This is a genomic window from Streptomyces muensis (genome assembly GCF_021474425.1).
Lineage (GTDB): Bacteria > Actinomycetota > Actinomycetes > Streptomycetales > Streptomycetaceae > Streptomyces > Streptomyces muensis.
Window position 1 is genome coordinate 21,653 of sequence record NZ_JAKEIP010000003.1, and the last position, 13,246, is coordinate 34,898.

13 protein-coding genes and 2 pseudogenes are annotated in these 13,246 nt (G+C 71.9%); 6 read left to right on the plus strand and 9 right to left on the minus strand.

Translation table 11 applies throughout. From position 1 onward, the window contains the following. Window position 1: 1 nt before the first annotated feature. Window positions 2-595 carry a TetR/AcrR family transcriptional regulator gene (locus L0P92_RS01225; RefSeq protein WP_234760482.1) on the minus strand — a complete coding sequence of 198 codons (594 nt, stop codon included), beginning with the start codon at window positions 593-595 and terminating at the stop codon, window positions 2-4. 171 nt (window positions 596-766) lie between these two features. Here L0P92_RS01225 and L0P92_RS01230 point away from each other — a divergent pair, with 171 nt between their 5' ends. Then, the gene (locus L0P92_RS01230; protein ID WP_234760483.1) at window positions 767-1,657 is read left to right on the plus strand and encodes an NAD(P)-dependent oxidoreductase; all 891 of its coding nucleotides are present in this window, start codon (window positions 767-769) and stop codon (window positions 1,655-1,657) included. 59 nt (window positions 1,658-1,716) lie between these two features. Here L0P92_RS01230 and L0P92_RS01235 read toward each other — a convergent pair whose 3' ends face one another. Next, on the minus strand, window positions 1,717-2,964 hold the full coding sequence (locus L0P92_RS01235; RefSeq protein ID WP_234760484.1) for a cation:proton antiporter: 1,248 nt from the start codon (window positions 2,962-2,964) through the stop codon (window positions 1,717-1,719). 3 nt (window positions 2,965-2,967) lie between these two features. Next, entirely contained in the window at window positions 2,968-3,438 is a 471-nt protein-coding gene (locus L0P92_RS01240; protein WP_217206942.1) for a cation:proton antiporter regulatory subunit, read from the minus strand. A 278-nt stretch (window positions 3,439-3,716) separates the two neighbouring features. Here L0P92_RS01240 and L0P92_RS01245 point away from each other — a divergent pair, with 278 nt between their 5' ends. The 4 genes and pseudogenes from L0P92_RS01245 (at window position 3,717) to L0P92_RS01260 (ending at window position 7,926) form a co-directional block, all read left to right on the plus strand. Further along, complete coding sequence (locus tag L0P92_RS01245) at window positions 3,717-4,688, plus strand: sensor histidine kinase (RefSeq protein ID WP_234760485.1); 972 nt, start codon at window positions 3,717-3,719, stop codon at window positions 4,686-4,688. Further along, window positions 4,685-5,338, plus strand: a complete 654-nt coding sequence (locus L0P92_RS01250) for a response regulator (RefSeq protein ID WP_234760486.1) — start codon at window positions 4,685-4,687, stop codon at window positions 5,336-5,338. Before L0P92_RS01245 ends, L0P92_RS01250 begins: the two co-directional genes overlap by 4 nt. A gap of 95 nt (window positions 5,339-5,433) precedes the next feature. Then, window positions 5,434-6,243: an alpha/beta fold hydrolase gene (locus tag L0P92_RS01255; protein ID WP_234760487.1), complete on the plus strand. Its 810-nt coding sequence runs from the start codon at window positions 5,434-5,436 to the stop codon at window positions 6,241-6,243. Between the two features lie 130 nt (window positions 6,244-6,373). Then, window positions 6,374-7,926, plus strand: a pseudogene (locus tag L0P92_RS01260) (MFS transporter). A gap of 3 nt (window positions 7,927-7,929) precedes the next feature. Here L0P92_RS01260 and L0P92_RS01265 read toward each other — a convergent pair. After that, window positions 7,930-8,646, minus strand: coding sequence for a VOC family protein (locus L0P92_RS01265; protein ID WP_234760488.1), 717 nt, complete (start codon window positions 8,644-8,646; stop codon window positions 7,930-7,932). Between the two features lie 73 nt (window positions 8,647-8,719). Next, a complete protein-coding gene (locus L0P92_RS01270; protein WP_234760489.1) occupies window positions 8,720-9,166 on the minus strand; it encodes a hypothetical protein in 447 nt (148 codons plus the stop codon). Window positions 9,167-9,192: 26 nt separating this feature from the next. Between L0P92_RS01270 and L0P92_RS45920 the strand changes: the two are divergent. Next, window positions 9,193-9,774 (plus strand): annotated as a pseudogene (locus L0P92_RS45920) (cation:proton antiporter regulatory subunit); the annotation flags it as partial. Here L0P92_RS45920 and L0P92_RS01280 read toward each other — a convergent pair. The 4 genes from L0P92_RS01280 to L0P92_RS01290 form a co-directional block, all read right to left on the minus strand. Beyond that, on the minus strand, window positions 9,721-11,031 hold the full coding sequence (locus L0P92_RS01280; protein ID WP_308289588.1) for a cation:proton antiporter: 1,311 nt from the start codon (window positions 11,029-11,031) through the stop codon (window positions 9,721-9,723). The pseudogene L0P92_RS45920 and the gene L0P92_RS01280 overlap by 54 nt on opposite strands. Before the next feature lie 253 nt (window positions 11,032-11,284). Continuing rightward, window positions 11,285-11,419 carry a hypothetical protein gene (locus tag L0P92_RS45130; protein ID WP_273633973.1) on the minus strand — a complete coding sequence of 45 codons (135 nt, stop codon included), beginning with the start codon at window positions 11,417-11,419 and terminating at the stop codon, window positions 11,285-11,287. Window positions 11,420-11,577: 158 nt separating this feature from the next. Then, window positions 11,578-11,865, minus strand: coding sequence for a DUF3040 domain-containing protein (locus L0P92_RS01285; protein WP_234760491.1), 288 nt, complete (start codon window positions 11,863-11,865; stop codon window positions 11,578-11,580). A 186-nt stretch (window positions 11,866-12,051) separates the two neighbouring features. After that, complete coding sequence (locus L0P92_RS01290) at window positions 12,052-13,212, minus strand: acyltransferase family protein (protein ID WP_234760492.1); 1,161 nt, start codon at window positions 13,210-13,212, stop codon at window positions 12,052-12,054. Window positions 13,213-13,246: the final 34 nt, after the last annotated feature.

Genomic DNA, 13,246 nt, shown 5'->3' on the forward strand with positions numbered 1-13,246 from the left:
CTCAGTCGGCCCGTACCGCTGCGTCGAGGAGGGGGCCCAGCTCCCGGGTCACGGTCGTCAGGGCACGCACGTCGCGTTCGGCGCGGGCGATGAGGATCGCCCCCTCCAAGGTGCTGATCATGAGCGTGGCGAGGGCGCCGGCCCGCTCCTCGGGCACGCCCATGTCCGCGAGCGCCCCGGCCACGGGCCCGGTCCAGGTGGCGAACGCGGCGGCCGCGGCCTCGCGCGTGGACACCGTGGCCTCCGCGCAGTCCACCGTGGCGGCGGCGACCGGGCAGCCGCCCGCGAAGCCCGACGTCTCGTACTCGTCGGTCCACTGGCGCACCATCTGTGCGAACAGCCCACTGGGCGTCGGCTCCGGCAGCGCGGCCAGGAAGCGGGCGACACGGTTGCCGGCGTACCGGCCGGCCCAGCCCACCGCCTCGTTGACCAACTGCTCCTTCCCGCCGGGGAAGTAGTGCTGGAGCGAGCCGCGCGGCGCCCCGGCGTGTGCGGCGACCTCACGCATCCCCGTGGAGGCGACGCCGTCACGCCGGATCAGCTGGGCCGCGCTGAACACCATCCGCTCGCGTGGCCCCCGTTCGGACACCGCCATCCCTGATCTCCGTCCGCCGGTCCCAGACGTTCCCGGGAGTTCCCGAAAGGTTCCCGGAGGAACCGGATTCCATCCTATGACCGTCGTCATAGTGCCGATCGCTATGACCGCTGTCATAGTAGGCGGCAGGGGCACTTCGGCCTTCGCGCGGCAGAGAAGCGGCGGTGCATCGTGTACGTGGGTTTCGTCGGACTCGGGGTCATGGGACAGCCCATGGCCCTCAACCTGGCTCGCGCGGGGACGCCGCTCGTCGTCTGGAACCGCACCCGCGACCGCTGCGACCCCCTGCGCGCCGCAGGCGCCGAGGTCGCACAGAGCCCGGCCGAGGTGTTCGAGCGGGCGGAGACGGTGATCCTCATGCTCGCCGACGAGACCGCCCTGGACACCGTCCTCGGGCCCGGCACCCCGGACTTCGCCGCCCGCGTCGCCGGGCGGACCGTCGTCCACATGGGCACGACCGCGCCGGAGCACTCGGCCGCCCTGGAGAGAGCCGTCCGGGCCGTGGGCGGACGCTACGTCGAGGCCCCGGTCTCCGGCTCACGGGTCCCGGCCGAGCAGGGCGAACTGGTGGCGATGCTGGCGGGAGACGACGACGCCGTCGCGGCCGTACGCCCGCTCCTCGCGCCCATGTGCCGCGAGACGTTCGACTGCGGCGGCGTACCGGGTGCCCTGCTGATGAAGTTCTCGGTCAACCTGTTCCTGATCACCCTCGTCACCGGTCTGACCGAGGCGTTCCACTTCGCCGACCGGCACGGGCTCGACCAGCGCCTGCTCCGGGACGTCCTGGACGCCGGTCCGATGGCCAGCGCCGTCTCGCGGATGAAGGGGCCCAAGCTGCTGGACCGGGACTTCGCGGTCCAGGCGGCCGCCGCCGACGTCCTGAAGAACAACCGGCTCATCGCCGAGGCCGCCCGCAAGGCCGACGTGGCCTCGCCCCTGCTCGACATCTGCCATGCCCTGTACGGCGAGACGGTCGCCCAGGGGCACGGCGGTGAGGACATGGTCGCCGTACTGCGCGCACTCGAAGCCCGAAGCGAGGGGGCGCGGCTGCCCGGCGCCTGAACCGTGCCGGTCCGGGTGCCGGGGCCGTGCTCCGCCCCCTCCGTCTCAGGTGTGCTCGGTCATGCCGGGCCGACCGGACCGTTGCCCTGGATCGCCTTCGTGGCCTCCTCCTGGGCGGGTGCCTCGGCCTGGCGCGGTACCGACAGGGTGCGGCGCCGGGTGATCCACGCGGCGGCCGGTTCGGTGAAGCGGGCGGTGAGCGGGCCGAGGACGACGAGGATCAGGACGTAGGCGGTGGCCAGCGGGCCGAGGGAGGGTTCGATACCGGCGGTGACGGCGAGGCCGGCGATGACGATGGAGAACTCGCCGCGGGCGACCAGTGTGCCGCCGGCGCGCCAGCGGCCCTTGATGCCCACTCCGGCGCGCTTGGCGGCCCAGTAGCCGGTGGCGATCTTCGTGGCGGCGGTGACGACGGCCAGCGCGAGGGCGGGCAGCAGCACGGGCGGAATGCTCGCGGGGTCGGTGTGCAGGCCGAAGAAGACGAAGAACACCGCGGCGAACAGATCCCGCAGCGGGGCGAGCAGGTTGTGCGCTCCCTCCGCGACCTCGCCGGACAGGGCGATGCCGACGAGGAACGCGCCCACCGCCGCCGAGACCTGGAGCTGCTGGGCGATCCCCGCGACCAGCAGGGTCAGGCCGAGGACGACGAGCAGCAGCTTCTCGGGGTCGTCGCTGGAGACGAAGCGGGAGATGTGGCGTCCGTAGCGCACGGCCAGCAGCAGGACGAGGCCGGCCACGCCGAGGGCGATGGCGAGGGTGAGGCTGCCCGCCGCGAGCCCGGCGCCGGCGAGCAGGGCGGTGAGGATCGGCAGGTAGACGGCCATGGAGAGGTCTTCGAGGACCAGGATGCTCAGGATGACCGGGGTTTCGCGGTTGCCGAGCCGGCCCAGGTCGCCGAGGACCTTGGCGATGACGCCGGAGGAGGAGATCCAGGTGACGCCGGCCAGTACGACGGCGGCGACCGGGCCCCAGCCGAGCAGCAGGGCCATCGCGGCGCCGGGCAGGGCGTTGAGCGCGGCGTCGACGAGACCTGCCGGGTACTGGGTCTTGAGGTTGGAGACGAGGTCGCTGGCCGTGTATTCGAGGCCGAGCATGAGGAGCAGCAGGATGACGCCGATCTCGGCGCCGATCGCGACGAACTCCTCGCTGGTGCCGAGCGGCAGCAGCCCGCCCTCGCCGAAGGCGAGCCCGGCCAGCAGGTAGAGGGGTATGGGGGAGAACTTCAGTCGCCCGGCCAGTCGGCCGAGGAGGCCGAGGCCGAGGATGATCGCGCCGAACTCGATCAGGAAGATCGCGGAGGAGTGCATCGCTCAGTCCCGCCCGAGTATCTCGGCGGCCGCCTCCACACCCTCGCGGGTGCCGATCACGATCAGGATGTCACCGCCGGCCAGCCGGAAGTCCGGCGTCGGCGAGGGGATCGCCTGAGCGCGCCGGAGCACCGCGACGAGCGAGGCGCCGGTCTCGGTGCGCATCCGGGTGTCGCCCAGGACCCGCCCGTTCCAGTAGGAGGCCGCGGACAGCTCTATGCGCTCCGCCACCAGTCCCAGGTCGGTCGTGGACAGCAGGTTCGGGCTGTGGTGGGAGGGGGTCAGCGCGTCGATCAGGGAGGCGGCCTCCGGCTCGGTCAGTCGCAGCGACTGGGCGCAGGCGTCCGGGTCGTCGGGCCGGTACACGTTCACCGTCCGGGTGCCGTCCCGGTGCGCGATCACCGACAGATGGCGGTGTTCGCGCGTGGTGAGGTCGTACTGGACACCGATACCCGGCAAGGGCGTGGTGCTCATCCGCGGAGCGGGCACAACCCCTCCCTCCCTGTTCTCCTCGTTGCGACGGTCGTGCTGCGCGCGGCGGAACAGAGCCTGCCGGTCCGCCGCGCGAAGGTCATCGTGCCAGGTGCGAACGGGCCGGGAACATGGGTGTCAGCACGGATGGACGCGGCGTGCTCCGGGCGGTCAGAGTGGTGCGGGGCAGTGGGCTCCGTCCCAGGTCGGGCCCCGGTGCGGGCCGGTCGGCGGCGGCAGGAGACAGTGGAGGTGAGGGTCACCGGGAAGGGAACGCGATCATGACGTTGTACTGGCGGATCTTCCTTCTCAACGCGGCGGTGTTCGTCGCCGCGGTCCTGCTGCTCCTCGGTCCGGTCACCGTCTCCACCCCGGTCCTCCTCGGCGAGGCGCTGGTCCTGCTCGCCGGGCTGGTGGTGATGCTGATCGCGAACGCCCTGCTGCTGAGGATCGGTCTCGCGCCGCTGGCCCGGCTGACCCGGGCCATGGCGACCGCCGATCTCCTCAGACCGGGCAGTCGTACGACCGTCACCGGCCCCGGCGAGATCGCCGGGCTCACCACGACCTTCAACGCCATGCTCGCCCGGCTGGAGGCGGAGCGGGCCACCAGCTCCGGCCGGGCCCTGTCCGCGCAGGAGGCCGAGCGGCAGCGTCTGGCCCAGGAGCTCCACGACGAGGTCGGGCAGACCCTGACCGCGGTGCTGCTCCAGCTGAAGCACACGGCCGACCACGCCCCCGAGGCGGTGCGCGCCGACCTCCGTCAGGCGCAGGAGACCACCCGCGCGGGCCTGGAGGAGATCCGGCGTATCGCCCGCCGGCTGCGCCCCGGTGTCCTGGAGGAGCTCGGTCTGCACAGTGCTCTGCGCGCGCTGACGACCGAGTTCACGAACTCCCGGCTCAGTGCGACGGCCCATATCGCACCAGGCCTGCCGCCCCTCGACCCGGCCACCGAACTCGTCCTGTACCGCATCGCCCAGGAGGGGCTCACCAACACCGCACGCCACGCCGGCGCCACCCGCGTCGAAGTCCATCTGCGTCCGCTGCCGGACTCCCGGGTGGGGCTGCTGGTCCGCGACGACGGCCAGGGCATCGGCACCGCGCCCGAGGGGGCCGGCATCAGCGGCATGCGGGAACGCGCTCTGCTCATCGGAGCCGATCTCACCATCGGTCAGGTCCCGCGGGGCGGCACCGAGATACGGCTGAACGTGACCGGCAGCCCGGCAGACCACCGTCCCCTGGAGAACGTGCGATGACCGCACCGGCCCGCATCCTCCTCGCCGACGATCACGCGCTGGTCCGCCGTGGCGTGCGCCTCATCCTCGACGCCGAACCGGACCTGAAGGTCGTGGCCGAGGCGGCCGACGGCGCGGAAGCGCTGGCCAAGGTCCGGGACAACGACGTCGACCTGGCCATCCTCGACATCGCCATGCCCCGCCTGACCGGCTTGCAGGCCGCCCGTGAGCTCGCCCGAGTCCGTCCCGGACTGCGCACGCTGATGCTGACGATGTACGACAACGAGCAGTTCTTCTTCGAGGCGCTCAAGGCCGGTGCCTCCGGCTACGTCCCGAAGTCGGTCGCCGACCGCGACCTGGTCGAGGCCTGCCGTGCCGCGCTGCGCGACGAGCCCTTCATCTACCCCGGCGCCGAGTCCGCCCTGATCCGCACCTACCTCGACCGCGCCCGCGCGGGCGCGCGGCTGCCCGCACGCCCCATCACCGAACGTGAGGAGGAGATCCTCAAACTCGTCGCCGAGGGGCACTCCTCCAAGGAGATCGCCCGTCTCCTCGTGATCAGCGTCAAGACGGTCGAACGGCACCGCGCCAACCTGCTCCAGAAACTGGGCCTGCGCGACCGCCTGGAACTCACCCGCTACGCCATCCGTGTGGGCCTCATCGAGCCCTAGGCCGTGTCCGCGAGGTCCCGCCGCGCACTCCGGGCGGACCCGCTCGGTCCGTGCCACGGTGGAAGTACCGCTACGGCCGTCCAGGAGGCTGCGAGATGGGCGAGATGATCACCGCCGATGGTGTCGAGATCTGGGTCGAGCGCCGGGGCGAGGGACCCGACGTGCTGCTCATCGCGGGGCTCGGTGATCCCGCCGAGGCCTGGCAGGCGCAACTCGACGGTCTGTCGGACCGCTACCGGCTGACCGCCTTCGACAACCGCGGCGCCGGACGTACGCGTTCACCGGAGGAGTCCGTCACCGTCGCCCGGATGGCCGACGACGCCGCCGCGCTGCTGCGTGCGCTCGACGTCCCGGCCGCCCATATCGCCGGGTTCTCCGGAGGCAGCTTCATCGCCCAGGAGCTGGCGCTGCGTCACCCCGGTCTCGTCCGCAGCCTGGTGCTGACGAGCACGGTGGCCCGTGCGGACGCCTACTTCCGTGCCATGACGGGCTTCTGGCGCTGGATGGTCGAGAGCGCGCCGAGCGAACGCGCCATGCTCGAAGCGTTCTACCTGTGGATCTACACACCGCGCGCCCACGCCGACGGCACCGTCGACCGGTTCGTCGAGGAGACCCTGGCCTTTCCCCATCCCCAGTCGGCGGAGGCCTTCCAGGGCCAACTCGCCTCGTTCATCGGCCACGACACCCTCGACCGGCTGCCGGGGATCGCCGTCCCTACGCTCGTCCTGGCCGGTGAACTCGACATCGCGACGCCGCCGCGCTTCGGCCGCGAGGTCGCGGAGCGCATCCCGGGCGCCGAGTTCGAGGTGCTGCCGGGCGAGGCCCATCAACCCTTCCAGGAGTCCCCGGACCTGTTCAACGCCCGGGTCGACGCCTTCTGGCGCCAGGTCGAGGCACGCGGCTGACCGGCCCGCTGCTGATGCGGCCTCGCCAGGCCGGGCGCAGACTGGTCGGGTGAGTGGCACGCACTTGCGGCGTGGCGAGACCGCGTCCTCACCCCGCTCGGCACCACGACAGACGGTGGCGCTCACGGCGATGATGTTCGCGGTCGCGATGACGTTCATCGACCAGACCATCGTCGCCATCGCCGCCCCGGACATCGTCCGCGAACTGGGACTGTCGGCGTCCGGTATGCAATGGGTCGTCAACGCCTATCTGCTCGCGCTGGCCGCGTTCTTCGCCCTCGGCGGCCGACTCGCGGACCTCTACGGGCCGCGCCGGGTGGTCGTGATCGGCACGCTGGTGTTCGTCGTCTCGTCGGTGCTGTGCGGCTGTGTCCCCGAGGGCGACGTGGCCCAGGGCTGGCTGATCGCCTTCCGGGCCACCCAGGGCTTCGGCGCGGCGCTCCTGTTCCCCGCGGCACTGGCCGTGGTGGTCGCGGTGTTCCCGCCCGACCGACGGGGCCGGGCGCTGGCGTTGTTCTTCGGGCTCTCCGGCGCACTGACCGCCATCGGGCCGCTCCTGGGCGGCTGGCTCACCGGCTGGACCTGGCGCGCCGTGTTCTGGGTCAACGTGCCCGTGGCCGTCGTGGCACTGGTCCTCACCGCGCTCGCCCACATCTCCGACCGGCGACGCGCCGGCACCCTCGACATCCGCGGCGCCGCCCTCGTCGCCGTCGGCATGGGCCTGAGCGTCCTCGGCTTCCAGCAGGCCTGGTCCTGGGGCTGGGACAGCGCGGCGACCTGGCTGTGCATCGTGGGCGGCCTCGTGGTGCTCGGCGCGTTCGTCGCGTACGAGGGCCGGGTACGCCATCCGCTGGTCGATCTGCGGGTCTTCAAGGACAGGGCGTTCAGCGTGGACGCGGCGGTGCTGTTCTTCTCCATGCTGGCCTTCGTACCGCTGTTCTTCTTCGCCTCCGTCTACGCCCAGGTGTGTCTGAGCGCCTCCCCCAACCAGGCGGCGCTGTTCCTGCTGTACTTCTTCGCGGGGTTCGCCATCGCCTCGCAGTGGGGCGGCCGGATCCTCGACAAGCAGGGCGCGCGTCCGGCGCTGAAGATCGGCACCGTCGTCGGCTGCGTCGGGTTCGCCCTGTGGGCGGGCGAGCTCACCGATCTGAGCATGCACGACCAGTGGCCCTACGCGCCCTCGCGGGCGCCGGCATCGGCTTCATCCTCGCCCCGGCCTCCACGGACGCCGTCAACCGCTCCATCGGCGCCTCGTACGGCGAGGTCACGGGCATCACCCAGACCGTGCGCAACTTCGCCGCGAGCGTCGGTCTCGCCGTCCTCGGCACCGTGTTGACCCACGTCACCAACACCAACGTGGTCAACACCCTGGAATCCCGCGGCCTGCCCCCGAACGTGGCCGACGACGTCGCCCGCGACATCACCGACTCCATCACCGGCAACGGCGACGCCGCCCCACCCACCGGCACGGGCCCCGCGGCAACCACGATGCGCGAGGCGATGAGCGCGATCCGCATGGACTTCGCCGAGGCCAACCAGTGGGTGTTCTACGGCATGGCCATCGCCCTGGGCATCGCCTTCCTGTGTGCCCTTCGCCACCCGGGCGGCCGGGCCGTCACATCCGAGGATCCGGAAGAGACACCGACACCGGCGAGCCGCCCCGACCAGCGCACAGGTTCATGACCTTCAGGTGCGCACGCGCCGGACCTGGAAAGTGAGTCCCTCCGGGCTGCTGATCCGGGCCACGGGATGGCCCGCCTCGTCGAACCAGGTGGAAGCGTCCCGGCCTTGATCCCGCGCACGCCCCGCGACATGGTGCGGTTCCTCGACCCCGACCGCGAGTTCCCAGCGCGGGACCGCCGGGCCGGATCCGTCGGCGGCGACGAAGTCGGCACACTCCGGCGGCGTTCCCATGGCCTGCCGGTAGAAGTGCCGGGCTTCGTCGGGCTGATCGCAGGTCAGCACCATGCGGTGCGGGGCACCGGCCAGGTGGGGCGGGAACGTCCATCCGGTGAATCGGCAGGGCTGCCACAGCGAGACGGCAGCACCCATGGGGTCGACCAATGTCGCCATACGGCCCTGATCCCCCGCGTCGAAGGGCGCCACCACGACGCGCGCGCCCAGCTTCGTCGCCGCCTCGGTGCGTCGGTCCACGTCGTCGACCGCCAGGTAGTAGGCGACGTGGGCGGGCGTTCCCGAAGGGTAGACCGGGTTGGCCAGGTCGCTCACCCCGCCGATGAAGTGACCTCCGGTGGCCACCTTCGTGGCCTTGCGCCAGTCCTCCTCGTCCACCGCGAAGCGCCAGCCGAGCGCCTCTGCGAAGAAGGCCGCGGTGCCGGGTAGGTCCCGGGTCTTGAGGTCCATCCAGCAGAATTCGTTCAGTGAACCCAGACGGGGCGGCATGATGATCTCCTTGTCGTCCCCTGCTGGGTATCGCCTGTCCGGACGGCTTCGCAAGCGCGTTTCAGCGCGTCCGTCAGGTGTCGTACGGCGTGTCGCCGGGCTCCAGTGCGGCGGCCGAGCCGGGGTCGGCGGTGAGGCGGCGGTAGGCCGCGCGGGCGTGGAGCAGGCGGGCCAGGGCGGTGCCGACGAGGGCGGCCACGAGCAGGCAGGTCAGCCAGAAGGTGTCACGGTGCCCCACCCAGGTGAGGATTCCGGCGGGCGGGATGGCGAAGCCGTTGAGGAAGAGCCAGCACAGCAGGGCGGTGCCGGGCGCCGCGGTGAAACGGGCGCAGAGGCCGAGCAGGGCGGCGAGCAGGGACAGCGCGGCCAGGGCGAAGCCGGGGCGGTCGGTGCCCACGACGGAGTTGAGCAGCGCCACCAGCACCAGCGCCCCGCCGAACGCCGCGGCCCACACCACCGGGGTGGCGACGGGCCGTGGGACAGGCCTGGCACCGCTGCTGACGGACACCCACTCGATCATGCTGACGTTCCCTCCCCATCTCCCCGATGCGGACGGAGGCGGGACTCCGGTCCCCCGGCATCGGTGCCGTGGATCCTGGCCGCCCATTGTCCCAGGCTTCCCACGGCCGCCTCCGCCGCGGTCAACTCCCGGCGCTCGTTAGGGTGTCACCGAACGTCGACCGAGGAAACACCGAACCAGACAGGGGGACACTCGTGGGGGTCACGCGGCTGAGCCGTACGCCGTTGCCGGGCATCGGGGTCCGATACGACCTCACCACCCGCGAGCAGCGTCGCCTGTCGGTGGTCGCGCACCGGGACGGGGCGCGGACGCTGAACGCGTACCAGCAGGACGATCCGGACGCGTGCGCGCTGTCGGTGCGGATGACCTCGGGCGAGGCCGAGGCCCTCATCGACGCCCTGATGCCGGCGCACCACAGCCCGAACCTGCTGTCCACCACCGAACTGGGCCTGGTGGCCGAACGGATCGAGTTGTCGTCGCTCTCGCACTGGAACGGGCGGGTCCTGGGCGAGACCCGGATGCGTACCGAGACCGGCGTGTCCATCGTGGCCGTGCTACGACGCGCCGAGGCGATCCCCTCCCCCGGGCCGGACTTCCGGCTGGCCGGCGGCGACATCCTGATCGTGATCGGTACCTGCGAGGGCGTGGACGCGGCCGCCGGCATCCTCGGCCGGGAGTGACCGGCCGCCGCCGAACTCCGGTTGCCGCCGGCGTGCGGGGCGGGTGAGGCGGCGGGCCAGGGGCTCGGTCCAGCGGGCGGCGAGCGGCCCGAGGACGACCAGGATCAGGACGTAGGCCGTGGCCAGCGGGCCGATGCGCGGTTCGGCGCCGACGGCGAGCCCGGCGATGACGATGGAGAACTCGCCCCGCGCCACCAGGGTTCCACCTGCCCGCCAGCGTCCCTTCGAGGAGATCCCGGCGCGGCGGGCCGCCCAATAGCCGGTGGCGATCTTCGTGAGGGTGGTGACGGTGGCCAGGGCGAGGGCGGGCAGCAGGACGGGCGGGATGTCCGCGGGGTCGGTGTGCAGCCCGAAGAAGACGAAGAACACCGCGGCGAACAGGTCCCGCAGCGGCATGAGGAGGTTGCCGGCCCCTTCGGCGACCTCCCCGGACAGGGCGATGCCGACCAGGAACGCGCCCACCGCCGCCGACACTTGGAGCTGCTGGGCGATGCCCGCGACGAGCAGGGTGAGGCCGAAGACGACCAGCAGGAGCATCTCCGCGCTGTCCGAGGAGACGGCACGGTTGATGAGGCGGCCGTGCCGCAGCGCGACGTACAGCACGGCGCCGACCGTGCCGAGGGCGATCAGCAGGGTCACGGCGCCGCCCGCGAGGCTCACCCCGGCCAGCAGCGCGGTGAGGATCGGCAGGTAGACGGCCATGGAGAGGTCTTCCAGGACCAGCACGCCGAGCACGACGGGGGTCTCGCGGTTGCCGAGCCGGCGCAGGTCGCCGAGGACTTTGGCGATGACGCCGGACGAGGAGATCCAGGTGACACCGGCGAGGGCCACGGCGGCGATCGGGCCCCAGCCCAGCAGCAGGGCCATGGCGGCGCCGGGTGCGGCGTTGAGGACGAAGTCGACGGCGCCGGAGGGGTATTGGGTCTTGAGGGTGTCGACCAGTTCCGAGGCGCTGTACTCCAGGCCGAGCAGGAGCAGCAGCAGGATGACGCCGATCTCGGCGCCGGTGGCGACGAACTCCTCACTGGCCTGCAGCGGGAGGATGCCGCCGTGGCCGAAGGCGAGTCCGGCGAGCAGGTACAGGGGTATGGGCGAGAAGCCCACCCGGCCGGCGAAGCGGCCCAACAGGCCCAGGACAAGGATGATCGCCCCGAGTTCGATGAGCATGGCAGCGGTGTTGTGCACGGGCGTCGGACCTCCGTGATCGGTTCGGCGGCGTCTGTGCCTGTTGCGGGTGCAGGCGGCCGGGCCTGAGCTCCGGACGGGCCGTTGGGTGCTGTTGCCGGTTCGCGCGCCGTCGCTGGAACCGGTCGAACGGGGTGGCGCCGCTCGGCGGGACCGTGGCGGGGAATCGTGTCCCGGCACTGAGCGTGACGGGCTCAGCGGGCGGCGCGATGACGTGGTGGTGCCCCGGCGGCGGGCCGGGGCGGGGCGCCGGTCAGCGGGTGGCGCGTCTGGCCGGGTCGGTGGCGCCGTCGGTATCAGGGACGCCGTCGCGGGCGGCGTTCTCGACGCGGACCGGGACGTCGACGCGCACGGGGATGTCGACGCGTACGGAGACGACTCGTCTCATCCCACGCCCCCCATCACGTCGGCCGGAATTCGGCGACGACCACCCCAACGACTGAGCGAGCCCTCGCTCAACGGAGCGTAAGGGCTTGGTAAAAGATTCTAGCGCACCCCAACAGCCGATAATCGTACGGACGTTGGTTCTCCGTTCCGTCGAGGGCGTCAGAAGTACGGCGGAAGGCGGCGCTCCGGTCGCGCGCGATGCGGGTCGAGCAACTGCACGGCGATACCGGCGAGGACGAGGCCGGTGGCGATGAGCAGGCCGTCGGGGAGCACCACGCCGGTGATCAGTACGGCCATGGCGGTCAGCAGCAGCCACCACGCTCCGGTGCGCCGGTACTCACGGGGCGGTGCGGGGCGCCCGGCGCGCAGGGCCTCGGCGAACCGGGGATCGTCACGCGCGAGTCGTGCTTCGAGCGCGACCAGACGCTCGTCGTCGGAGTGGGACATGGCTCCTCCTTCCCGGAGACCGTCACCGTCCAGGGGCGGTCGAGAGACGGTGGGCTGATGGGCCATGGGTGGTTTCTCCGACGCCGGGCGTCGTGCACAAGGTCAGGCAGGCTGTCGGCGTACCACGCGTCTGCCGGTCGGGGGCGCCTCGCCGCTCCCGCCCACTCCCGCCACTGCGCCCATCAGTCATCCTTCCTGGCGGCGCACCCGCACAAACGCTCGACGAAGGACCTGCACGAACCCTGCCGACGACATCCGGCGGCCCTGCACCAAGGGGTGTACCGCCCCGCGCATCACCCGGTGGAAGACGCGCTGAACGGAGGGCGCGCACAGCGCGGTCATGACCGCCGCGGCGACGAGCGTGACGGTGATCTCACCGACGGGCCGCCGGATCCAGGCGGGCTCGTACCAGTCCCAGTACTTGGCGGCCTGGGCGACGAAGCCGTGCAGCAGGAAGCCGGCCAGCGTGCCGGCGCCCAGCGCGGTGAACCACGTCCGGCGCGCGGGCACCCAGGCGAGGAAGCAGGCGACCAGGACGACGGAGCAGCCGAAGGCGGCCAGGGTCATCACGGGGCCGTACCAGGCCGGCGCGGCGAGCTCCTCGGCGCTCTCGCTGTGGAAGAACCAGGCGTAGTTCATCCACGCGACCGCCCAGTACGCGACCGCGAGGGCGCAGAGGACGACCGGTACGGCGAGGACGCGCGCCGCCCGTCGGCGGACCAGCCGGAAGTGCTCCGGCCTCAGCAGCAGGCCCAGCACGAAGTACGGCAGGAACTGAAGGACGCGTTGCAGACCGAGGTCGTCGCCGATGGAGGGCGAGAGGGTGGCGAGCATGGCGACGGCCAGCGCGAGCGGCAGCGGCCACCGCACGAGCCGCCAGACCGGGGACGTCAGCCGCCAGATGAACAGCGCCGCCAGGAACCACGTGAGGTACAGCGGGTCCAGCAGGCTGACCGGCCGGTCGGGATCCTCGCTGGTCCACCGCGTGAAGAGGGTGTACGCCACCTCGAAGACCACATAGGGAACCGCCACACCCGTCAGCAGCCGTCCGATCCTGCGCGGTTCCGCCTCGAAGCCGCGCGAGAAGTAGCCGGAGACCACCGCGAACAGCGGCATGTGGAAGGCGTACACGAGCATGTACAGCGCGGTGACGGTCCGGCTGCCGTCCCGCAGCGGCTCCCAGGCATGGCCCGCCGCCACCAGCAGGATCGCCAGGTACTTGGCGTTGTCGAGGAACGGGTCGCGCTGCTCGGCCCGTCTCTCGCCCGCCCCTGCGGACGGCAGCGGCTGCTGCTGTCGCTGCGGTGCGTGTGTGACAGTGGGTACGGGTGTGGCGTCAGCGGACATCGCCAGCACCCTAAGCACACTCCCCCGCGCCGGT